The organism is Streptomyces sp. CB02056 (genome assembly GCF_001905545.1).
Taxonomy (GTDB): Bacteria; Actinomycetota; Actinomycetes; order Streptomycetales; family Streptomycetaceae; genus Kitasatospora.
Window position 1 is genome coordinate 628426 of sequence record NZ_LIPD01000007.1, and the last position, 22197, is coordinate 650622.

Genomic DNA, 22197 nt, shown 5'->3' on the forward strand with positions numbered 1-22197 from the left:
CGGGGCAGGCGGATGAGCGACGACGGCGGGCACGGCACGGGCTTCTTCACCTCGGTGGCGGACGCCGCCGAGCAGTTGGCCGCCACCGGCTACCTGGCCTCCACCTCCGTGGCCACCACCGTCTTCCTCGCCGACCGGCTCGGCAAGCCGCTGCTGGTCGAGGGCCCGGCCGGGGTCGGAAAGACCGAACTCGCCAAGGCGGTGGCGGCGATCGGCCGCGCCCGGCTGGTCCGGCTCCAGTGCTACGAGGGCATCGACGAGGCCCGCGCGCTCTACGAGTGGAACCACGCCAAGCAGCTGCTGCGGATCACCGCCGGCCGCGACGAGGGCTGGCAGGAGGCCCGCACCGACATCTTCGGCGAGGAGTTCCTGCTCGCCCGCCCGCTGCTCACCGCGATCCGCGGCGAGGAGCCGACCGTGCTGCTGATCGACGAGATGGACAAGGCCGACGTCGAGGTGGAGGCGCTGCTGCTGGAGGTGCTCAGCGACTTCCAGGTCACCGTCCCCGAGCTGGGCACCATCACCGCCGAGCGCCGCCCCTTCGTGCTGCTCACCTCGAACGCCACCCGCGAGCTCTCCGAGGCACTGCGCCGCCGCTGCCTCTTCCTCCACCTCGACTACCCCGAGGCCGAGTTGGAGCGCCGGATCGTCCGGCTCAAGGTGCCCGGACTCGACGAGACGCTGGCCGATTCGCTGGTCCGGGTGGTCGGCGCGCTGCGCGCGATGGAGCTGCGCAAGGCCCCGTCCGTCGCCGAGACCATCGACTGGGCCCGCACCCTGCTGGCGCTCGGCGCCGCCACCCTGGACGAGACGGTCGTCCGGGACACTCTCGGGGTGATCCTCAAGCACCAGGACGACGTCCGCAAGGCCGCCCAGAAGCTCACCCTCGCATGACGACGCCCCGGGAGGCCGACACCGCCGCCCGCCTCACCGGCCTGGTCCGCGCCCTGCGCGGGCACGGCCTGCGGATCGGCCCGGCCGAGACGGTGGACGCCGCCGCCGTCCTGGACGTCCTCGGCTTCGCCGACCGCGAGCAGATGCGGGCCGGCCTGGCCGCCGCCCTGCTCCGCTCGGAGGCCCAACGGACCGTCTACGACGCCGCCTTCGACCTGTTCTTCCCACTCGGTGTCGGCACCCCGGAGGCCGTCCGGGCCGACCCGCCGGCCCTCCCCGACGACCCCGAACCGCCGCGCTTCGGCCGCCCCGACCCGCTGCGGGAGCAGCTGCGCGAGCGCCTCGCCGCCGCGCTGGCCGCCGACGACCGCGCCGCCCAGGCCCGGCTGGCCGGCGAGCTGATCGAGGCCTTCGGCCGGTACGGCGCCGGAGGCTCCCCCGGCAGCGGGGGCTCCCCCGGCTCCGGCGGCTGGTCCGCCCAGCAGGCGCTCGGCCGGCTCGCCCCCGAGACGCTGCTCGCCCGCGTCCTGGCCGCCCTGCGCGAGCGGCCCGGCGACCAGGGCCCCGCCGACCGGGACCTCTCCGACCGGGTGCTCGCCGACGAGATCCGCCGCCGCATCCGGGACTTCCGCGCCATGGCGGCCGGCGAGGCCCGCCGCCGGGTCGCCGAGCTGCGCGGCCCCGAGCGGATCGCCGAACGCGCCGTCGCCCCCACCGCCGACCGGGTCGACTTCCTCTACGCCGGCCGCGACCAGCTCGCCGAACTGCGCCGCACCGTCAACCCGTTGGCCCGCAAACTGGCCACCCGGCTGGCCGCCCGGCGCCGGCGCGCCGCCCGCGGCGAGATCGACCTGCGCCGCACCCTGCGCCGCTCGCTGGGCACCGGCGGGGTGCCGCTGCGCCCCGCGTACCGGCGGCGCCGCCCGGCCCGCCCGGAGCTGGTGCTGCTGTGCGACGTCTCCGGCTCGGTGGCGGGCTTCGCCGACTTCACCATGCTGCTGGTGCAGGCGATGGGCGAACAGTTCAGCAAGGTCCGGGTGTTCGCCTTCGTCAACCGCACCGCCGAGGTGACCGGCCTGCTGCGCGGCGGCGACGACCCGGCACGCCTGGCCGCCCGGATCCTCACCGAGGCCGAGGTCACGGGCTACCACGGCAACAGCGACTACGGCTCCGCACTCGGGGAGTTCGCCGAACGGCACCTGGACGCCGTCGGCCCGCGCACCTGCGTGCTGGTCCTCGGCGACGCCAGGAACAACCACCGCGACCCCAACCCGGACGCGCTGCGCCGGATCGCCGCCCGGGCCCGCCGGGTGTTCTGGCTCAACCCCGAGCAGCCCTCGCTCTGGCCGACCGGCGACTCCGCCGCCCTCGTCTACGCGGGCGTGGTGGAGATGCACTCCTGCCGCAACGCCCGCCGCCTCGGCGAGCTGATCGCCCGCCTCCTGCCGGTCTGACACCGGGCGCGGCCCCCGAGGCCGCGCCCGGTGCCCCGGCCGGCTACTTGTCCAGGTGCGCCAGGAAGTCCAGCAGAGCCTCGGTGACCTCGGCCGGGCGCTCCTGCTGCGTCCAGTGGCCGGTGTCCGGCAGCCGGACGTGCCGGTGCAGCCGGGGCGTCAGGTGCGTCAGCAGGTACTGGACCGCCTCCGGCGCGATCATCGCGTTCACCAGGTCCCGCTCGCCGACCACGAACAGCGCGGGCACGTCGATCCGCTGGCCGACGAACGCCGTCATCAGCTCGCTGTTCCGGTCGATGTTGCGGTACCAGTTGAGGCCCCCGGTGAAGGCGTGCTCGCCGTGCCGGGCGTAGTCGGCGGCGAACACGTCGAGGTCCTCGTCGGTGAGCCAGTCCGGCAGGCTCTCCGGCTCCGGGACGGTGTCCAGCAGCTTCTTTCCCTCGGGGACGATCCACGGTCGCGGCTCGCCGTCGGGCTGGATGCCGCAGAGGATGCGGCGCAGGCTGGACTTGACGTCGGCCGCCAGCTCGGCGTCGGCCCGGCCCGGCTCCTGGAAGTAGATCTGGTAGAAGCCCTCGCCGAAGTTCTCCCGGGCCGCGGAGAGGGTGCCGGGCCCGGCCGGCAGCGGCGGCACGCTCAGCCCGGCCACCCCGCGCACCAGGTCCGGCCGCAGCGCCGCGGCGGCCCAGGCCACCGGCGCGCCCCAGTCGTGCCCGACCACGACGGCCTTCTCCTCGCCGAGCGCGGCGATCAGCGCCGTCACGTCGCCGACCAGGTGCAGCAGGGTGTAGGCGTCGATCCGCTCGGGCTGCTCGCTGCGGGCGTACCCGCGCTGGTCCGGCGCGACGACCCGGTAGCCGGCCTCGGCGAGCGGCGCGAACTGGTGGCGCCAGGAGTACCAGCTCTCCGGGAAGCCGTGCAGCAGCAGGACCAGCGGCCCCTCGCCCTGCTCCGCGTAGTGCAGCCGCACACCGTTCACCACGACCTCGCCGTGCTTGATCGCGTCGTTCAACTCGCAACTCCCCATCCGGTGACAACATCCGTTCACTCCCGACCCTGCCCAGTCGGCCGCCCCCGGAACCCCGGCCGCCGAACGCGGCCGAGGCCGCCCCGGAACCCCGGGACGGCCTCGGCCTGACGTCGGCTGACGTGGCGTCAGTTCACGGTGTAGCTGTACGGGATCGCCGCGAGCACCGAACCGGTGGTGTTCAGGGCGTTGTTGGCGGTGGCCACGCCGGTCGGGCCGGACACCAGGTACAGCACGCCCTTGACGGTGCTGCCCTTCGGACCGGTCGGGGTCAGCGTCACCTGGAGCGTGCCGGTGGCGCCGGGGGCGACGGTCACCGGGGTGGCGGCCGCGGCCGAGGCGTTCACCGAGGCGGCGTACGGGTCACCGGTGCTGGAGGTCAGCGCCGGGTCGAAGGCCTGGGTGTGCGCGGTGGCCGTGATGGTGGAGGTGCCGGCCGGCGCGCCGCCGGTGCCGAACGGGCCGATCTGCTGGACGAAGGTGCTCCAGGTGCCGGGGACGACCGGCTGCTCGGCGGTGCCGTTGTCGGTGACGACCGAGACGGTGGAGCCGTCCTGGGCCTTCTTCAGGTCGCCGAACAGGTCCGGCGAGCCGGTGGTGGCACTCAGCTCGATCTGCGCCGGCGTCGAGGACGCCGCCACGGCCTTGAGCCGGTCGGTGCCCGGCGGCACCAGGAAGGACGGCACCGCGGAGCTGAGGCTCAGCGGCAGGGTGACGGTCGCCGAGGTGCCCTGCGGCACCAGCGGCAGGTCCACCCGGCGGTCCAGCCGGCCGTCGGCCGCGATCCGCTGGGTCGCGACGGTGTTGTTGGTGTAGTTCACCTGGACGGTGACCGGCTTGCCGGCCGCCAGCCTGGTGCGGGCGTCGTTGGGCAGGCCGGCCGCGGTGGCCTGGTTCTGGTTGAACGCGATGGTGCCGGTGAAGTCCTGGGCGAGCTCCTGGCCGCTGACCGGGCCGAGCACGTTCAGGACGAACCGCCAGCGGCCGGCGGCCGGGTTGACGGCGGTGGCCGAGACGCCGTTGCCGGTGCCCGCCAGGTTGCCCTGGGCGTCGAACTGCCCGTTGCCCTCGATGTCGACCGGGGTGCCGTTCGGGCTGATCAGCGCGCCCTGCATGAGCAGCTTCGGGTCCTTGCCGACGGTCAGGCCGACCCGCAGGTCCTTCTGGCCCTTCGGGACGTCGAAGGCGTACGAGAAGCTCTGCGTCGGCGAGGCGCTGCGGCCGTTGCCACCGGTGATGGTGCCGGTGAAGGTGCCCTTGCCCTGGTTGACCGGGACGAGGCTGCGCAGCACGACCGGGACGCTGGTGGTGTTGCCGTTGGAGCCGGAGACCAGGACGGCCTCGCTGGAGTCGCCGCTGGTGGCCGGGGTGGTGAGCTGGACCTTGAGGGTCTTGGTCTGGCCCGGCTTCAGGTCGGTGGTGCCGGGGCTCACGGCGCCGGCCGGCACCGCGCGCTGGGTGGCGGTGCCGAGCTCGACGGCGCCGTTGTAGCCGGCCTGGCCGGCCGGGGTGTAGAGGACGGCGGTCCACTCGCCGGCCACCGGGTGCGGGACGTCCACCAGGCCGAAGTTCGCCGGGGTGGCGCCGCCCTGCGGACGGGTGTTGGTCTCGAAGCGGCCCGAGGGGTCGAGCAGCGTCATCCGGACCACCGGCCCGTTGGTGACCGGGTTGGGCGCGCCCTGCCAGGCGATCGAGGCCGCGAGGCGGTCGGCGCCGGCCGGGACGGTGAACTTGACCTGCTTCTGCACCCAGTCCGCGCCGTTGGTCGCGTACTTGAAGGTGCCCTTCGAGGACGGGTCCAGCCGGACGGTCTGCCGGTTGCTCGACTGCGACGCGAAGCCGCGGGTCGTGGCGCTCACCGTCTGGGTGGTGTCACTGGTGTTGGTGACGGACACGTCGGCGGTGTGGGTCGAGCCGGGGGCTCCGGCGATGTCGACCTGGCCGGTGTTGACCACGACGGTCTTCGCACCGTCGGTGCCGTCCCCGTCGTCGTAGCCGCGGGCGGCCTCGACGGCGGCGCGGACGTTCAGCAGGCCGGCGCCCTGCTCCTCGGCCGGCACGCCGAGGTCGGTGGCGGTGCCGGTGAGGAACTTCTTCACCAGCGCCGGGGTGGGCGAGTCGCCGCCGTGGGTGTCGCGGTAGGCCTGGATGACCAGGGCCGCGGCGCCGGTGACGAACGGGGCCGACTGGCTGGTGCCGCCGAACGGCTGGATCGGCGAGGGCTGCCCGTTGTAGCCCGTGCAGTCCGTGTACTTGCTGGTGTCGGGCGTGCACAGCGCCCAGTCCGACTCGCCCGGCGCGACCAGGTCGACGGTCCGGCCGGCCTGGGTGAAGCCGCCCGAGGAGAGCGCGGAGATGCGGCTGTTGCTCCAGGTCTTGTTGGAGAACTGGGAGGCCGCGTAACCGGTCTGCTGGTAGTTCTGGTTGTCTGTCGAGGCGCCGACCGCGATCACGGACGGGTCGGTGGCCGGGGTGCCGATCGTGCCGCTGAGGCCGGCGTCACCGGTGGAGACCGCGACCGTGACACCGGCCTTGACGGCCTGCTCGTTGAAGAGCGAGATGGTGTCGTGCGCGCCGCTGTCCGGGGTGACGTTGCCGCCGAAGGACTCGTTCAGCACGTCCACGTGGGCGACCCGCACCGCGTAGTCGATCGACTGGAGGATCGACGAGTTGGACATCATCTCGCCGCCGGCCTTCAGCGCGACCAGGTCGGCGTCCGGGGCGAGGCCGCGGATGCGGATGTTGCAGCCGGCCGGGAGCGGGTGCGAGGAGTTGACGAACTTGGAGACGTCGTAGACCTGGCGGCCCTGGGCGATGACCGCCGAGGCGTCGCCGAAGGCCTCGGCCGCGCCGGTCGGCGCGTCCCAGCCGTCGCCCGCGAAGTCCTGGTAGTCGACCACGGCGTGCGAGCCGTCGGCCCGGATGAAGTCCGGGTTGTTCGGGTCGAGGCCGTCCGCGATGTAGGCGACCTTGACGCCCTTGCCGGTGGCGAGGTCCTCAACGCCGGGCTTGCCGTTGCCGGTGACGGCCCGGGTCGAGTAGAGGCCCTCGGGCTCCAGCAGCGGCTTGGCCGGGTCGGCGGGGCAGACCGTGTTGGTCGCGTTCTCCTCCGCCCCCTGGCCGTTACTGCCCGAAACGGCCTGCGGAGCGGCGTCGGCCTTGGGCGCCTTGGCGGCGGCGGTGTCCTTGGCCGCCTTCGCCTTGGCGGCGGCCGGCGGGGCGACCTGGACCTGGGCGTCCGCCACCACGGAGGAGACGGCCGGGTCGGCCTGGAGCTGGGCCCGCAGAGCGGGGCTGACCGTGGCCGAGAAGGCGTTGCCGACCACGAAACTCTTGATATCGGTGCCGCCGCCGGCCTTGACCTTGTTCAGCAGCGGCGCCTGTGCGTCGGCGGCCTTCTGCTGCCGGGCGCCGAGGTGGCCGTGGTCGGCCGGGGCGTCCGCGATCTGGTCCTTCATGATGACGATCACCGGCACCGGGGACCCGTCCGTGGACGCCGCCTGGGCGTTCTGCGGTTCGGGGGCCGGGGCCGCGGTCGCGATGGTCCCGAGGCTCAGGACCATGGACGCGGCGGTCACCGTGACGGCGGCCGCTAGCTGGGTTTTCCGCCAGCCGATCATATAAATCCTCTCGTCAGATGGACAGCTGACGCATTCCAACGCACCTGAGAGGATCACGACAAGGGGGTAAATCCCCATCAGAAAGTAAAGTTGACCATCAATCAGTAAAATTCGGAGAGGAAATCGGGTCGAATCCGCATCTTTCAGCCGATCGGCCCTTGCCGGATCCGGACGGCCGGCACGGGAGAGCCCCGGCGGACTCCCTTCCCACGCCGCCGCCCGGCGAAACGGCCGCCACGGCGCCCGGACGTGCCGCGGCGGGACGCCCGGCCCGGTCTCAGGTGCCGGCCAGGCGCTCCTGAGCGTCCGCCAGGTCGTCGGCGGTGGGCGCGTCGTCCTGGGTCAGCCGGTGGCGCCAGTAGCCGGTGAAGTCGATGTCCTCCTTCGGCACCCCCTGCTCCTCGATCAGGAGCCGGCGGACCTCCCGGACCGCCCCCGCCTCCCCGGCCAGCCAGACGAAGGGCTCACCCCCGGGCAGCACGCCGTCCCGGAACGCCTCGGTCAGCACGGTGCCCGGGGCCGCGCCGTCGCGGTACAGCCACTCCACCTCCAGCTCGGCGCGGCTCTCCAGCTCCTGGCGTTCCGCCTGGTCGGCGACCTCGATCCACACGTACGCCCGGACCCCCTCGGGCAGCACCCCGAGCAGCGTCGCGAGCGCCGGCAGCGCGGTCTCGTCGCCCGCCAGCAGCACCCAGTCGGCCTCCGTGGCGGCCTCGACGAAGGGGACCCGCGGGGCGTACAGCGCGGAGGGGCCGACCATCCCGAGCCGGTCCCCCGGCGCGGCCCGCTCCGCCCAGGCGGCGGCCGGGCCGGAGTCCCCGTGCAGCACGAAGTCGATCTCGACCAGCCGGGTGCCGGGCCGCCGGCCGCGCAGGGTGAAGCTGCGCAGCAGCGGGCGCTCGGCCTCCGGGATCGCCAGGTAGGCCTGGTACCAGCCCATCGGGTCGTCCTGCCGGGCGGGCAGCACCGGCTCGCGCTGCCCGGGGCGCGGGAAGCAGAGCTTCAGCTGCTGGTCCGGGGCGGTCCCGACGGCGTCGGGGAGTTCCTCGGCGGCGAAGGTGATCCGGGCGGTGCGCGGTGTGATCCGGCGGACCTCGACGACCTCGACGAAGGTGACGGGCAATGTCATCGCGAAACCCCTTCGATTGGTAACCTTACGGCATAAAGAGTTGCCGTCGAAGCGATACTTTACGCCATAAGGAGATGTCGGATGACCGTCTACGCCGGGCAGGGCGACGCCCACCGCGCGCTCGCCCTGCTCTGGGGCGCGCCCGAGGAGCCGCGCGCCGGGCGCAGCGGCCCCAAGCCGGGCCTGAGCGTCGACGCGATCGTGTCCGCCGGAATCGCGGTGGCCGACGCCGAGGGCATGGCCGCGCTGTCGATGCGCGCCGTGGGCGAACGGCTCGGCCGCACCGCGATGGCGCTCTACACCTATGTGCCCGGCAAGGCCGAACTGCTCGACCTGATGCACGACCGGGCGCTCGCCGAACTCGCCACCGAACCCCCCTCGGGAGTTCCCGCCGAATTCCCCGGCGGACTCCCGGTGGCCGACGGCTGGCGGGAAGCCGTCACCGCCTGGGCCGAGGCCCTGTACGCCTGCTACCTGCGCCACCCCTGGGTGCTCCAGGTCTCACAGGCCCGGCCGGTCCTCGGCCCCGCCGAACTCGCCGCGATGGAGGCGCTGTTGCGCGCACTGCGGCCGGCCGGCCTGGCGCCGGCGCGGCTGCGCGGGGCGGTCGCCGCGCTCTGGCAGTTCGTCCGCGGCCTGGCCGCCACCACCGCCGACGCGCGCGGCGCGGCCGCCGCCACCGGGATCGCCGACGAGGACTGGTGGGCCACCCGCTCCGCCCGACTCGCCGAGCTGGCACCGGACTTCGCGGAACGCTTCCCCCTGCTCGTCGGCCTGCAGAGTACCGGCGGCGGCGCCCCCGAGGACGGCCACCGGGAGGCCTTCCGTACCGGGCTCGCCGTCCTGCTCGACGGCATCGCGGCGGGGGCGCCCTCAGACGATCCGGGCGTGCGCTGACCATGCCGGGCGCGTTCCAGCCTTGCCGCGCATCCCCTAGCCGTGCCGGGCGGCGGGGAGCGCCAGCAGGACACCCAGCACCACCAGGGTGGAGTACCCGGCGATCTCGTGGCCGGCCGGCACCAGGACCCGGACGAAGCCGAACAGCCGGAAGCCCTCGATCCAGGTGGACAGCAGGCCGGAGGCGCCGCCGACGATCAACACGGAGCCGAGGTAGCCGAGCAGGGTCTTCATGCTCCCGAGCCTAGGAATCCGGCCCTCCGCCGGACATCCGACTTTCGGTGCGGGCCGACGCCACCAAAGTCGTCCCTTCCGCGCGGCTCCGACCCGGCTCCTCACAGTGCCTCACCACCCGGCCCGACTCCGGACGGCTCCGGACGGCTCCGGACGGCTCCGGACGGAGCAGCAGGCCCGGCGGCCCGGCGGCGGCGCGGGTACGTTCGCCGTGTGTTCCCCACCCGCACACCCCTGAAGTCGCCCTCCGCCGCCGTGACCGCGGCCGGAGCCGCCGCCTGCGCCGTCCTGGTCCTCGCCGTCACCGCCCCGGCCTCCCTCGCCCAGGACTCCGTCCCCGCCGTCGGCGGGGAGCGGCTCGGCCACCCGGCCGTCCAGGTCGCGCCGCTGGCCGGGGCGCCCGCGCTGCCGTCCGACCTGACCGGCCGCTCCTGGCTGGTCGCCGACGCGGCCACCGGCGAGGTGCTCGCCGCCCGCGACGCCCACCTGCCGCTGCCCCCGGCCAGCACCCTCAAGATGCTGTTCGCGGACACCGTGCTGCCCAAGTTCGACCGGGCCACCGAGCACAAGGTCACCACGACCGAGCTCGCCAGCCTCGGCGCCGGCAGCAGCCTGGTCGGCGTCAAGGAGAACCTGCCGTACCGGGTCGAGGACCTCTGGCGGGGCGTCTTCCTCAGCTCCGGCAACGACGCCGTCCACGTCCTCGCCCACATGAACGGCGGCATCCAGCAGACCGTCACCGAGATGCAGGAGCGCGCCCGGGCGCTCCAGGCCCGCGACACCAAGGTCGTCTCCCCCGACGGCTACGACATGGACGGCCAGGTCTCCTCCGCCTACGACCTCACGCTCTTCGCCCGGGCCGGGCTGCGCAACGCCGACTTCCGCTCCTACTGCGCCACCCGCACCGCGCGCTTCCCCGGCGGACTGGACAAGCTCACCGGCCAGCGCACCAGCTTCGACATCGCCAACACCGACCGGCTGCTCGGCAAGTACCCCGGCCTGATCGGCGTCAAGAACGGCTACACCACCAACGCGGGCGCCACTTTCACCGGCGCCGCCGAACGCGACGGCCGCACCCTGCTGGTGACGGTGATGCACCCGGACGCGCAGGGCAGGGTCTACGACGAGGCCGCCAGCCTGCTCGACTGGGGCTTCGCGGCCGCCGGGAAGGTCCAGCCGGTCGGCAAGCTGGTCGACGACACCGCCGCCCCCGCCCCCGCCGGGCCGTCCGCCGCCGCTGGCGGGGCCGAGGCCGAGGCCGGCGAGCAGTTGCCGCCCTGGTCCCGTCCGCCGCTGACCAGCGGCTCCGGCTCGGGCCTCGCCCCCGCCGTCTGGACCGCCGCCGTCCTCGCCACCGCGCTGGCCGCCTGGGCCACCGCCCGCGTCACCGCCCGCCGCCGCACCGCGTCCGCCGCGGCGTACGACGGGGGCGGGGCGACCGCCGTCGGGGGCGCCACCGGCGCCACCGGCGTCGGCGGCCACGGCCGGCACCGCCTCACCCGCCGCGCCCGCACCCTGCTCCGCACCACCCGTACCGGCGGGCCTCCCCGTACCACCCGCGGGCCCCGCGGGACCACACCCGACTGACCGGCGAGGACGGACGGCCGTGGAACTCTGGCTGCTGAACCACTTCTCCACCACCGAGCTCACGTTCCTGGTCGTCGGCGGCTTCGTCGTCCTGGCCGTGGCCTGCAGCCTCCTCACCACCCGCCGCTTCCCCGCCCTCACCGGTGGCGAGAACAACGACATGGTCGGCGTGGTGCTCGGCATGTTCGGGGCGATCTACGGCATCATCCTCGCCTTCGTCATCGTCAACCTGTGGACCGAGCTCCAGGACACCCAGAAGGTGGTCTCCACCGAGGCGACGTCGATCTCCCAGATCGCCCGCGACGCCAAGGCCTTCCCGCCCGACGTCCAGACCGCCGTGAACGCCTCGATCCACGACTACGTGCACGCCGTGGTCGAGCAGCAGTGGCCGCTGATGAGGGCCGGCCGCGGCGACTTCACAGTGACGGCCACCAAGGTGGACCGGATGTACCAGGTGCTGCGCGAGTACGAGCCCCAGTCCCAGTCCGAACAGGCCTTCTACACCGAGGCGTTGGGCAGCCTCAACGACGCGGTCGGGCAGCGCCGGGACCGGATCAACGAGAGCCGCAACGAACTGCCGGTCCTGCTCCAGGTGCTGATCGTGGGCGGCGCGCTGGTGATCCTCGCGCTGACCCTGCTGTACGGGCTGCGCAGCCCGAAGGTGCGGCTGCTGTTCGTCGGCTCGGTGGCCGCGCTGATCGGGTTCAGCCTGCTGCTGGTCCTGGTACTGGACCGGCCCTTCGCCGGGGACCTCAGCGTGAGCCCGACGCCCTTCAAGGAGAGCGCGCTGGCGCAGTTCTGGTGACCGCCCGTCTCCGCTGCCCGGGATGGTGCCCGGGGCCCTCTAGACTTCCGGCCATGACCACGCCCGACCCCTCCGCCGCGGACCGGCTCGCCCGGATCGTCCAGCTCTCCTCCGGGAGCTACCTGCTCGTCACCACGTACAGGAAGGACGGCACCACCGTGCCGACCCCGGTGTGGGTGGTGCGCGACGGGGAGGCGCTCGGGGTCTGGACCGTCGCGGACTCCTGGAAGGTCAAGCGGATCCGCAACCGCGCCGACGTGCTGGTCGGCCCGTGCGACGTCAAGGGCCGCCCGACCGGCGAGCAGTACCCCGCCACCGCCGAGCTCCTCGGCCCCGAGCGCACCGCCGCCTACCGCACCCTGCTGCGCCAGAAGTACGGCCTGCTCGGCGTGCTCACCCTGCTCGGCAGCCGGCTGCGGCGCGGCGAGCGCGGCACCGTCGGCATCCGGATCACGCTGACGGACTGAGCGCTGACGGACCGGGCGCCGACGGACCGGGCTACGGGTGCGGGCCCGCCAGTGCGCTGGGCAGCCCGACGAACCCCGACTCCGGCCCGAACCGCTCCTCCAGCCCGTCCGCCAGGGCGTTCAGCGCGGCCGCGCCGTCGCCGTGGAAGGACGAGCCGTGCATCACCGCCAGGGTGCGCGGGCGCAGCTCGGCGAGGGAGCGCAGCGCGGTCGCGGCGGCCGTCAGGCAGGAGGTCTGGCGGAACAGCCCCTCGGATTCCAGGGCCGATTCGACCAGGTCGGCGTCGGTGACGGCGGGCCCGTTGCCGAGGTGGGTGAACAGGTCGCCGCAGAACAGGGTGCGGGTCTGCTCCTCGAACAGCACCCGCGCCTCCCAGCCGTGCGGCACGTGCGCGGTGTTGATGTTGCGCACCCGGCGGCGCACCTGGCGCCCGCCGAGGTCCAGCACCTCGCCGTCGTCCATCGGCACCGGCGGGCGGTCGGCCAGGTCGTTCAGCGAGACCAGGCAGCCGAGCGTGTTGTGCGCGACCCGCGCGTGCGGGGCCGCGGCGAGGAACTCGTTCATCGCCCCGCACTCGTCCGCCTCGACGTGGCCGAAGGTCACCCACCGCAGCCGCTCCACCGGCAGCACCCGGCCGACCGCCTCGGACACCGCCGGGAACAGCGAGCGCATCCCGGTGTGGAAGATCAGCGGCTCCTCGGCGTCGACCAGGAACTGGTTGAAGGTGAACCCGGCGGGCGGGGCGATCTCCGGGACGAAGGTCGAGATCCGGTAGATGCGTTCGGCGATCTCGTCGATGCGTGTGTCCATGGGCCCGTTGCCTACCCGAGCCGCCCGGGGCCGGCGCTCAGGCGGCACCGGACATGCCGCCCGCGTCGCCGGTTCGGCCGAGCGGCGCGGCTCCGACCGGCCACCGCGGAACCCGGCCTGGCGGCGTGGCAGGCTGGCGGCCATGGACGAGAACGAGGCCGGGCCGCTCCCGCTGCTGGTGGTGGACGGCGCGAACGTGGTCGGATCGGTGCCGGACGGCTGGTGGCGCGACCGGCGGGGCGCCGCCGAGCGGCTGCGGGACGCGCTGGTGGCCGTCGCCGAGCGGGGCGTGCCGGAGCACCCCGGCCCGTTGGAGGTGGTGCTGGTCGTCGAGGGCGCGGCCCGGGGGGTGGACGGCGTGCCCGGAGTACGGGTGGTGGCGGCGAGCGGCAGCGGTGACGACCGGATCGTGGAGCTGGTCCGGGCCGAGAAGGCCCGGAACCCCGCCCGCACCTGCCTGGTCGCCACCGCCGACCGCGAACTGCGGGCCCGGGTCGGCGTGTCGGGTGCCACCGCCATCGGGCCGCGCAGCGTTCGGCCGTAGCCGTGCGATATGTCTAGTCGGCCTGGGTGGCGTACATGCCCCAGTGGATCGACGGGTCCGAGGTGTGCGCGGTGAACAGCAGGTCCCGGCCCGGGCGGGCGGGGACCTCCACCGAACCGACGCCGGTGGAGTCGACCGGGCACTGGACCGTGAAGTCGACCGGCGCCGCGCCGCCGATGTGCACGTCCACCGAGCCGCCGCCCCGGCAGCCGAGCGTGAACGTGAACGGCTGCGACGGGTTCACCGAGGCCGTCACGGCGCCGCCGTCGCCGATCCAGTCCGGTATCCAGATCAGCCCCTCCGGCCCCGGGTGCGGCAGGATCTCGCCCGTCCCCGGCTGGCCGGGGACCGCGGCGGGCGCCTCGGCCCCGCTCCCGGCCGGCTGCGCCACCGCCGTCCCGGCGAGGGCGAGCACCGCCCCCACCGCCCCGGCCACCGCCGCGAAGCCGTGCTTCCCCGTACGCTTCATCGCTGGTTCCCCCTTCGGTGTTCCTCGGTCCGCACGCCCGGTGTTCGGCGTGCGGAGCAAACCTACGACGCCCCACCGACAAGGGACACCCGCCGGGGCGCCGCCCGGCGGAGCGGCCTGGCACCGCCGGTTCGGGAACGTACGGGAACCGGTTCCGGAACGTACGGGAACCAACCGCGTCGCCCGTCCGACTGCTGGGGGGTGAGTGCGAAGTCGCCGGGAGTCCGGCCGTTGAGTGTGCTGGCGGGGTTCGTCCTGCTGCTGGTGGTGGTGTTCGTGGTGGCCTACGGGGTGGGGCGCCAGGTCGGCCCGGTCGCGCCCGGGTTGCGGCCCGGTAGCGGGGGCGGCGCGTCGCCCGGGATGGACGGGCACGGCATGGGCGGGATGCGGTGAGCGCCGTCGCCGAGCCCGTGGTCGCCACCGATCTGGCGGTCGGCGGGATGACCTGCGCGGCGTGCGTGGGCCGGGTGGAGAAGCGGCTGGCCCGGATCGACGGGGTGACGGCCGGGGTGAACCTGGCGACCGGACGGGCCCGGGTGCTGCACCCGGCCGGGGTGCCGGTCGCGGAGCTGGTGGCGGCGGTCGAGCGGGCGGGCTACACCGCCGAGCCGCTGCCCGCCGGGGCGCCGGTCGGGGTGGCGGCGGAGGAGCCGGACGAGCGGTGGCGGCTGCTGGTCACCGCCCTGCTGGCCGTCCCGGTGCTGGTGCTGTCGATGGTGCCGTCGGCGCAGTTCACCGCCTGGCAGTGGGTCTGCTTCGCGCTCGCCGTCCCGGTGGTGACCTGGGGGTCGGCCGGGTTCCACCTCCGCGCCCTGCGGGGGCTGCGGCACGCGGCGGCGACCATGGACACCCTGGTCAGCCTGGGTGTGGTGGCCTCCTTCGGCTGGTCCGCGTACGCGCTGTTCCTCGGCGGGGCGGGCGATCCGGACATGCGGATGCCCTTCTCGCTGACCGCCGACGGCGGCGGCACCGCGCACGTGTACCTGGAGGCGGCGGTCGGCGTGCCGCTGTTCGTGCTGGCCGGGCGGCTGCTGGAGGGCCGGGTGCGGCGGCGCAGCGGGTCCGCGCTGCGGGCGCTGGCCGAGCTGGGCGCCAAGCAGGTGTGCCTGCGGGGGGCGGACGGCGAGGAGCGCCTGGTGCCGATCGAACTGCTGCTGCCCGGGCAGGAGTTCGTGGTGCGGCCGGGCGAACGGGTGGCCACCGACGGGGTGGTGGTCGACGGGGGTTCGGCGCTCGACCTGAGCCTGCTGACCGGGGAGAGCGTGCCGGTCGAGGTCGGCCCCGGGGACCGGGTGGCGGGCGCGACGGTGAACGTGGGCGGCGCCCTGGTGGTGCGGGCCACGGCGGTCGGCGCGGACACCCAACTGGCCCGGATCACCGCGCTGGTGGCGGAGGCCCAGGCCGGCAAGGCGCGGGCGCAGCGGCTGGCGGACGCGGTGGCCGGGGTGTTCGTGCCCTGCGTGCTGGCGGTCGCGGCGAGCGTGCTGGGCTTCTGGCTGGGCGCGGGCGCGGCCCCGCAGGCGGCGGTGACGGCGGCGGTCGCGGTGCTGGTGGTGGCCTGCCCGTGCGCGCTCGGGCTGGCCACGCCGACGGCGCTGCTGGCGGCGACCGGGCGGGGCGCGGAGCTGGGCGTGCTGGTGCGCGGCCCGGAGGTGCTGGAGAGCCTGCGCCGGGTGGACACGGTGGTGATGGACAAGACCGGGACGCTGACCACCGGCCGGATGGAACTGGCCGCCGTCACCACCGCGGACGGTCCCACGCAGGACGAGGCCCTCCGGTTGGCCGGCGCGGTCGAGCACCGCTCCGAGCACCCGATCGGCCGGGCCGTCGCGACGGCGGCCCGCGAGCGCTGCGGGCCGCTGCCGGCCGTGACCGGCTTCGCGGCCGCCACCGGGCTCGGGGTGACCGGGACGGTCGAGGGCCGGGCCGTCCGGGTCGGGCGGCCGGACGACACCGCGCTGCCGCCGGCCCTGGCCGAGGCGGTGGCGCAGGCCGGGGAGGCGGGCCGCACGGCCGTCGTGGTCGAGCTGGACGAGCGGCCGGCGGCCGTCCTGGCGGTCGGCGACACGGTGCGCTCGGGGAGCTGGCGGGCCCTGCACCGGCTGCGCGGGCTGGGCCTGGAGACCGTACTGCTGACCGGGGACGGCCCCGGCGCCGCCCGGGCGGTGGCCGCCGAGCTGGGCATCGAGCGGGTGCACTCCTCGGCCTCCCCCGAGCGCAAGGCCGAGGTGGTGGCCGAACTGCGCGCCGCCGGACGGACGGTCGCGGTGGTCGGCGACGGCGTCAACGACGCCGTGGCACTGGCCTCGGCGGACCTCGGGGTGGCGCTGGCCTCCGGCAGCGACGCCGCGATCGGCGCGGCCGGGCTGACCCTGGTGCGCGGCGACATCGAGGCGGTGGTGGACGCCGTACGGCTGGCCCGGCAGACCCTGGCGACCATCCGGGCCAACCTGCTCTGGGCCTTCGGCTACAACCTGGTGCTGATCCCGCTGGCGGCGGTCGGACTGCTCAACCCGATGCTGGCGGCGGTCGCCATGTCGCTCAGCTCGCTGCTCGTGGTGGGCAACAGCCTGCGGCTGCGCACCTGGGAACCGGGGCGGGGACAGCGCAGGGGCCAGGGACAGGGGCAGGGACGGGGACAGGGACAGCGCAAGGGAGGACGACGGTGATGGCCTGGCAGCGTCTCGGGGCGGTCGGCCCGCCGGTCGGCGCGGCGGCGCTGGCCCTGGTCCTGCTCACCGGCTGGACGGCGTTCGGCGGGGCCGGCCGCGACCGCCCGGTGGAGGCCGGCCCGGGCTGGGTGCTGCTGCCGACGGCCGGCGCGGCCTCCGCCACGGCGGCCTTCTTCACGATCCGCAACCCGGGCGACATACCGGACGAACTGACCGGTGCCAGCTGGGAGTTCGGCGGCCGGATCACCCTGAAGCGGCACCTGCACCAGGGCGCGGCGGGCCGCTGGGAGCCGGCCCCGGCGCTGCCGGTGCCGGGCCGCGGCGAGCTGCGGATGACCCCGGAGGACGCGGACCTGATGATCGCCGACCCGCCGCCGCTGCGGGCCGGCCAGTGGGTGGAGTTCACCCTCACCTTCCGGCACAGCCCGCCGCTGCGGCTCGCCGCCCAGGTGCTGCCGGCGGCCGAACGGCCGCGCTGAACGGGCGCGCTGAAAACGTCAGGGCGTGTCCCGCGGATCCTTCCGGTCCGCGGGACACGCCCTGACGTCATCGGCTCAGGAAGGCCGCTCCCCGAGCGTCTCCTCGACCGCCCGGCGCGGGGTGGCCGCCCCGGGCGGTCCGTACCCGGCCCGCAGGACCAGCTGGACGTAGCCCGGCCCGGCCGCCGGGTCGCGCAGCGCCCAGCGGGTGTCCGGCCACTCGATCGCCTGGTGCCAGACCGTGAGCCGGACGCCGTGCAGCGTGGCCAGCAGCCAGACCCGCTCCAGCGCCTGCCCGGTGCGCAGCCAGTCCGGCGGGCCGTCGCCGCGGGTGGTGAGGGTGCACAGCTGGGGCAGCGCCTCGAAGCGCTGCGAGGGCGGCTGCTCGGGGGCCTCCGGCGGGCGGCCGCCGAACTCGCGCATCGGCACCCGGGCGTCGTGGTCCTGCGGGCCGAGCGCCGACCGCGGGATGCCGTCCTCGGCGGTGCCGTCGTCGGGCCGCAGCCAGGCGCGGGACTCGGCGGACCTGGCCGGGTCGGCGGCGTTGCGGCGCTCGGCGTCGGCGGTGAGCTCCTGCACCCGCCGTACGCCCTCCTCCTCCAGCGCGGCCAGGGTGACGCCCTCCTCCCGGGCGGCGGCCATCAGCTCGCCGATCACCGCCTCGGGCACGTCGCGCTGGGTGAAGGGCTCGCGGCTGGAGTGCCGGGCGGCGATGGCGGGGTAGAGGTCGCGACCGAAGGGCGCCTCCGCGACGGCCGGGCGGGAGAGGTCGAGCACGGCGAGCAGCCCGGGCTCGGCGACGTCCGGCAGCAGCCGGACCAGCGGTTCCCGGTCCAGCCGCCCGGCCGCCACCCGCAGGTTGAACACGGCCGCGCCGACCGCGATGTGCACGGCCGCGCCGGCCGGGTCGGCCAGCGGTACGGAACGATCGGTGTCGGCGTACACGGCGAGCCCGCGCCCGTCCGGGGTCGGCACGAACCGCCAGGGCTGGCTGTTGTGCAGCGACGGCGCCGCGCCGCCGGCGGCGGCGAGCAGGCGCAGGTCGGCCGCGCTGAGCATCTGGGTGAGAGCCGGGTCGAGCGTCATGGCGTTCCACTCCTTCAGCCGCTGGGCTTCGGCATCAACCGCGGGGTCAGGACGGGCCCGGAGGTCCCGCTGCTTCCGAGCGTGCGCGCCCGGCCGCGCGGACGACAGGGCCCTTGGGCCCGTCCTCAGGACGGCCGGGCCGGGGGCCGTCGCGGGCAAAGGCCCGTCCGGTGGATCGGGACGGGGGCGGATCCACCGGACGGGCGTCCGTCACCCGTGCGGGACGACCGCGACGGGAGCCTCGGCGTGGTGCAGGACGGCGTGCGCGACCCGGCCGAGCCGGGGGCCGAACTCGATCGGGCGGCGGCCCCGGCCGACCACCACCAGGGCGGCGCCCGCGGAGGCCTCGACCAGGGCGCGGGCGGCCCCGAGCTGCACGTCCTCGACCACCTCGACGTCCGGGTACCGCTCTCGCGGTCCGGCCAGGGCGAGCGAGAGCAGCTCGGCCTCCAGCGCCTCCAGCTGGCCGAGCTCGGCGGCCGGGACGGCGCCGCCCGCGTAGCCGAACACCGGCGGCAGGTCCCAGCCGTGCACCGCCCGGACCCGGGCGCCGCGCAGGGCCGCCGCGCGGAAGGCGAAGTCGAGCACCTCCGGCTCCGGGGTGTGGGCGTCGACGCCGACCACCACCTCGCCCTTGCCGCTCTCGCCGGCCGTTCCGGCCTCGCGCACCACGACCAGCGGCACGGTGCTGCGCCCGGCCACCGAGATGCTGACCGAGCCCAGAAGCAGCCCGGTGAAGCCGCCGCGGCCGCGCGAGCCGAGCACCAGCAGCTCCGCCTCCGCGGCGGCGGCCAGCAGACCGTCCACCGGCGCGTCCAGGACGGCGTCGGTCTCCACGGTCAGGTCCGGGTGCAGGCCGCGGACGTCCTCGGCGGCCTCGGCCAGGGTGCGGCGGACGGCCTCGGGCAGGTCGTCCGACTCGGCGAAGGAGGACACCCCGTCGGTCAGCCACGGCCAGGCGTGCACCAGGCGCAGCGAGGCGCCCCGGCGCTCCGCCTCGGCGGCGGCCCAGTGAACGGCCGCGGTGCTCTGCGGCGACCCGTCGACCCCGGCCAGCACGGTTGACGTCATGTCTCTTCCTCCACACTGTCGACACGCTGTCGACGCTCGGCGGTTCGGCGCGGGCCGCGGTGCGCTCTGACGCCCCGTCCGCTCCTCCCCCACCCTGGCACCCGCACACGGCCCGGCGGCAGAGGCCGCAGGACCCTCCGCGACGGGACGAAAGGCCCGCCCGACGGAGCCTACGGCCGACCCCGCCGTCCCGGCCACCGACACCGGGGCACTACCGTGAACACGGCAATCCCGCTGGTCGGACGGCACCCGAGTCGGGTCGGGCGGCGGGGGCCGTCCGGACGGTGGGCGGGGTGCGTCCGGACGGTGGACGGGCTGGTCAGGGCAGGACGACGAGGAGGACAGCGGTGGGCGGAGCGGACGGCGGCGCGGCGGGTGGCGGCGCGCGGATGCCACGGCTGCGCCTGGACGAGCTGCTGGAGGAGCTCCAGTGGCGGATCGACGCGGCGCGCGGCACGCAGAACCGGGTGCACAGCCTGTTGGAGGCGGTGCTGGCGGTCGGGCGTGAGCTGGACCTGGCGCAGGCGCTGCACCGGATCGTGGAGGCCGCCGCCGACCTGGTGGACGCCCGGTACGGGGCGCTCGGGGTGATCGGGCCGGACGGGCACACCCTGTCGCAGTTCCTGACGGTGGGCCTGAGCGAGGAGGAGATCGCCGAGATCGGCCCGCCGCCGTCGGGCCGGGGCATCCTGGGCGAGCTGATCCGCGAGCCGCGGCCGCTGCGCTGCCCGGTGCTGTCCGACCACCCGGCCTCGGCCGGCTTCCCGGCGAACCACCCGCCGATGCACACCTTCCTGGGGGTGCCGGTGCGGGTGCACGGCGAGGTGTTCGGCAACCTCTACCTGACCGACAAGCGCGGCGGGCTGGACTTCGACGAGGACGACGAGGCGGTGATCTCGACCCTGGCGGTCGCGGCCGGGGTGGCGATCGACAACGCCCGGCTGTACGAGGAGGCGCAGCTGCGCCAGCGCTGGCTGCGGGCGAGCACCGAGATCACCCGCAGCCTGCTGTCGGGGGCGCCGCGACTGGAGGTGGTCGAGCTGATCGCCCGCCGGGCCCGGGAGATCTCCGGCGCCGAGCTGGCGGACGTCTCGGTGGCGCTGGCCGGCCCGGAGGAGCGGGCCGAGGAGCTGACGGTGGAGGTCGCGCTCGGCGCCGATCCCTCCGCGCGGCTGGGGGTGACGGTGCCGGTGGACGGCACGCTGTCCGGCGCCGCGTACGCCTCCGGTTCGCCGGCCACCAGTGACGAGCTGGCCTCCGACACCCGTTTCCCGGCCGGTCCGGCGGGCCGCTTCGACGGGCTGGGCGCGGCGGTGGCGGTGCCGCTGGGCACCGGCGCCGGGTACGGGCGGGGCGTGCTGCTGCTGGCCCGGGCGCAGGGGCAGCCGGCCTTCGGGCCGGAGGAGACGGGCCCGCTGCTGGGCTTCGCCGACCAGGCCGCGCTGGCCCTGGAGCTGGCCGAACGGCGGCGCGACGCCGAGCAGTTGAACCTGCTGGAGGACCGTGACCGGATCGCCAGGGACCTGCACGACCTGGCGATCCAGCGGCTGTTCGCGACCGGGATGACGCTGCAGAGCGCGGGCCGGCTGATCGAGAGCCAGGCCGCGGCGGACCGGGTGGCCCGGGCGGTGGCCGACCTGGACGAGACCATCAAGATCATCCGCTCGACCATCTTCGGCCTGCGCGCCCACAGCGAGCCGGACCGCGGCCTGCGCGCCCGGGCCACCCGGGTGGTCACCGAGGCCCAGGGGCCGCTCGGCTTCGCGCCCCGACTGAGCATGGAGGGCCTGCTGGACACCGACGTGCCGCAGGAGCTGGCCGGGCACGTGGTCGCGGTCCTCGCCGAGGCACTCAGCAACGCCGCCCGGCACGCCGGGGCGTCCCGGGTCGAGGTGACGCTGCGCGCGCTGGCCGGGCGGGTGGCGCTGACCGTGACGGACGACGGCGTCGGCGTGCCCGAGGGCGGGCGGCGCAGCGGGCTGCGCAACCTGGCCGAGCGCGCCGACCGGGTCGGCGGCTCGTTCACCGTCGACCCGGCCGAGGGCGGCGGCACCCGGCTGGCATGGGAGGCCCCGGTCGGGTCCTGAGGCCTACTCCCCGCGGGGCGGTCAGCCCCGCAGGGCGCCCAGGAAGGCGAGCAGGTGGGCGTTGAACTCCGCCGGCCGCTCCATGTTCGGGTAGTGCCCGGTGCCCTCGACGGTCACCGCGCGGCCGTCGACGACGGTGCGGACGACCCGTTCGGCCAGGTTGACGTGGTCCGCCGAGTCGATGCCGCCGTTGATCGCCAGCAGCGGGACGGTGATCCCGGTCAGCCGCTTCCAGGTGTCGGTGACCGGCACCAGGTACTGGGGGTCGTCGGGGGTGTGCTTGGAAATGGTGTTCCGGGTCATCTCCTTGAGCCGGCGCACCACCTCCGGGTCGACCTCGTCCAGGCGGCGGTGCGGCCCGGAGGCGAGCCGGGTGAAGGAGTCGATCCAGCCCTCGCCGTCGCCCTCGGCGAGGGCCGCGGTCTGGTCGGCGGCGAGTTCGCCCAGCCACGGGTCGGTGAACTCGGACTCGCTGGTGCCGTTGCCGCTGATCACCAACGCGCGGACCAGCTCCGGGTGTTCGAGCGCCAGGTCGAGGGCGATCGTACCGCCCATGGACAGTCCGATCACCGTCAGCGGGCCGAGGCCGAGGTGGCGCAGCAGGTCCGCCAGGTCGTCGGCGGGCCGGAACGGCCGGCTCGCGTTGTCGGAGGCGCCGTGGCCGCGGGCGTCCAACGCGATCACCCGGTACGCGGGCAGCAGGGCGGGGAGCTGGTCCGCCCAGCTCCGGTGGTCCAGCAGGCCGCCGTGCAGCAGCACCAGCGGCTCGCCCGTACCGGCGTCGAGGTAGGCGAGGCGGCCGTGGCCGCTGTCGAAGAAGCACAGGTCATCGGTGGAACCGGTAACAGTGGATTCAGTCATGAC

The 22197-nt window shown here is 75.2% G+C and carries 20 protein-coding genes; 11 read left to right on the top strand and 9 right to left on the bottom strand.

Annotated elements, in window-relative coordinates; translation table 11 throughout:
- Positions 1-12 precede the first annotated feature (12 nt).
- Both AMK13_RS21655 and AMK13_RS21660 read left to right on the top strand, forming a co-directional pair.
- Positions 13-894, top strand: a complete 882-nt coding sequence (locus AMK13_RS21655; RefSeq protein ID WP_074003699.1) for an AAA family ATPase — start codon at positions 13-15, stop codon at positions 892-894.
- Positions 891-2348, top strand: a complete 1458-nt coding sequence (locus AMK13_RS21660; RefSeq protein ID WP_074003700.1) for a VWA domain-containing protein — start codon at positions 891-893, stop codon at positions 2346-2348. Before AMK13_RS21655 ends, AMK13_RS21660 begins: the two co-directional genes overlap by 4 nt.
- A 43-nt stretch (positions 2349-2391) precedes the next feature.
- Here the strand turns inward: AMK13_RS21660 and AMK13_RS21665 are convergent, their stop codons facing one another.
- From AMK13_RS21665 to AMK13_RS21675, 3 genes are all read right to left on the bottom strand, one after another.
- Positions 2392-3360 carry an alpha/beta fold hydrolase gene (locus AMK13_RS21665; RefSeq protein WP_259316439.1) on the bottom strand — a complete coding sequence of 323 codons (969 nt, stop codon included), beginning with the start codon at positions 3358-3360 and terminating at the stop codon, positions 2392-2394.
- A gap of 143 nt (positions 3361-3503) precedes the next feature.
- Entirely contained in the window at positions 3504-6938 is a 3435-nt protein-coding gene (locus tag AMK13_RS21670) for a S8 family serine peptidase (RefSeq protein WP_241852986.1), read from the bottom strand.
- A 334-nt stretch (positions 6939-7272) separates the two neighbouring features.
- Positions 7273-8124: a siderophore-interacting protein gene (locus AMK13_RS21675; protein ID WP_074003703.1), complete on the bottom strand. Its 852-nt coding sequence runs from the start codon at positions 8122-8124 to the stop codon at positions 7273-7275.
- 81 nt (positions 8125-8205) lie between these two features.
- Here AMK13_RS21675 and AMK13_RS21680 point away from each other — a divergent pair, with 81 nt between their 5' ends.
- On the top strand, positions 8206-9021 hold the full coding sequence (locus AMK13_RS21680; protein WP_074003704.1) for a TetR/AcrR family transcriptional regulator: 816 nt from the start codon (positions 8206-8208) through the stop codon (positions 9019-9021).
- 36 nt (positions 9022-9057) lie between these two features.
- Here AMK13_RS21680 and AMK13_RS21685 read toward each other — a convergent pair whose 3' ends face one another.
- Positions 9058-9255, bottom strand: coding sequence for a hypothetical protein (locus tag AMK13_RS21685; RefSeq protein WP_049660802.1), 198 nt, complete (start codon positions 9253-9255; stop codon positions 9058-9060).
- A 213-nt stretch (positions 9256-9468) separates the two neighbouring features.
- Between AMK13_RS21685 and AMK13_RS21690 the strand changes: the two genes are divergently transcribed.
- The 3 genes from AMK13_RS21690 to AMK13_RS21700 are packed head-to-tail and all read left to right on the top strand — an operon-like array spanning position 9469 to position 12114.
- Positions 9469-10842, top strand: coding sequence for a D-alanyl-D-alanine carboxypeptidase family protein (locus AMK13_RS21690; RefSeq protein WP_074003705.1), 1374 nt, complete (start codon positions 9469-9471; stop codon positions 10840-10842).
- A gap of 19 nt (positions 10843-10861) precedes the next feature.
- Complete coding sequence (locus AMK13_RS21695; protein WP_074003706.1) at positions 10862-11647, top strand: bestrophin-like domain; 786 nt, start codon at positions 10862-10864, stop codon at positions 11645-11647.
- A gap of 53 nt (positions 11648-11700) precedes the next feature.
- Positions 11701-12114 carry a PPOX class F420-dependent oxidoreductase gene (locus tag AMK13_RS21700; protein ID WP_074003707.1) on the top strand — a complete coding sequence of 138 codons (414 nt, stop codon included), beginning with the start codon at positions 11701-11703 and terminating at the stop codon, positions 12112-12114.
- A gap of 31 nt (positions 12115-12145) precedes the next feature.
- On the opposite strand, the gene AMK13_RS21705 is transcribed toward AMK13_RS21700, so the two are convergent.
- Positions 12146-12925: a hypothetical protein gene (locus tag AMK13_RS21705; RefSeq protein WP_049659151.1), complete on the bottom strand. Its 780-nt coding sequence runs from the start codon at positions 12923-12925 to the stop codon at positions 12146-12148.
- A 142-nt stretch (positions 12926-13067) separates the two neighbouring features.
- Between AMK13_RS21705 and AMK13_RS21710 the strand changes: the two genes are divergently transcribed.
- Positions 13068-13469, top strand: a complete 402-nt coding sequence (locus AMK13_RS21710; protein WP_074003708.1) for an NTP pyrophosphohydrolase — start codon at positions 13068-13070, stop codon at positions 13467-13469.
- A 13-nt stretch (positions 13470-13482) separates the two neighbouring features.
- On the opposite strand, the gene AMK13_RS21715 is transcribed toward AMK13_RS21710, so the two are convergent.
- Complete coding sequence (locus tag AMK13_RS21715) at positions 13483-13938, bottom strand: hypothetical protein (protein ID WP_074003709.1); 456 nt, start codon at positions 13936-13938, stop codon at positions 13483-13485.
- Positions 13939-14169: 231 nt separating this feature from the next.
- Between AMK13_RS21715 and AMK13_RS43635 the strand changes: the two genes are divergently transcribed.
- The 3 genes from AMK13_RS43635 to AMK13_RS21730 are packed head-to-tail and all read left to right on the top strand — an operon-like array spanning position 14170 to position 17089.
- Positions 14170-14331, top strand: coding sequence for a hypothetical protein (locus tag AMK13_RS43635; RefSeq protein WP_158077736.1), 162 nt, complete (start codon positions 14170-14172; stop codon positions 14329-14331).
- Positions 14328-16607, top strand: a complete 2280-nt coding sequence (locus AMK13_RS21725; RefSeq protein WP_338016314.1) for a heavy metal translocating P-type ATPase — start codon at positions 14328-14330, stop codon at positions 16605-16607. The genes AMK13_RS43635 and AMK13_RS21725 overlap by 4 nt, the downstream gene beginning before the upstream one ends.
- On the top strand, positions 16607-17089 hold the full coding sequence (locus AMK13_RS21730; protein ID WP_074003710.1) for a copper chaperone PCu(A)C: 483 nt from the start codon (positions 16607-16609) through the stop codon (positions 17087-17089). The genes AMK13_RS21725 and AMK13_RS21730 overlap by 1 nt, the downstream gene beginning before the upstream one ends.
- Positions 17090-17164: 75 nt before the next feature.
- Here AMK13_RS21730 and AMK13_RS21735 read toward each other — a convergent pair whose 3' ends face one another.
- Positions 17165-18175 (bottom strand): Acg family FMN-binding oxidoreductase, encoded by a 1011-nt coding sequence (locus AMK13_RS21735; RefSeq protein WP_074003711.1) that lies wholly within the window; start codon positions 18173-18175, stop codon positions 17165-17167.
- A gap of 210 nt (positions 18176-18385) precedes the next feature.
- A complete protein-coding gene (locus tag AMK13_RS21740; protein ID WP_074003712.1) occupies positions 18386-19246 on the bottom strand; it encodes a universal stress protein in 861 nt (286 codons plus the stop codon).
- A gap of 389 nt (positions 19247-19635) precedes the next feature.
- Here AMK13_RS21740 and AMK13_RS21745 point away from each other — a divergent pair, with 389 nt between their 5' ends.
- A complete protein-coding gene (locus tag AMK13_RS21745; protein WP_074003842.1) occupies positions 19636-21333 on the top strand; it encodes a sensor histidine kinase in 1698 nt (565 codons plus the stop codon).
- 21 nt (positions 21334-21354) lie between these two features.
- On the opposite strand, the gene AMK13_RS21750 is transcribed toward AMK13_RS21745, so the two are convergent.
- The gene (locus AMK13_RS21750) at positions 21355-22194 is read right to left on the bottom strand and encodes an alpha/beta fold hydrolase (RefSeq protein WP_074003713.1); all 840 of its coding nucleotides are present in this window, start codon (positions 22192-22194) and stop codon (positions 21355-21357) included.
- Positions 22195-22197: the final 3 nt, after the last annotated feature.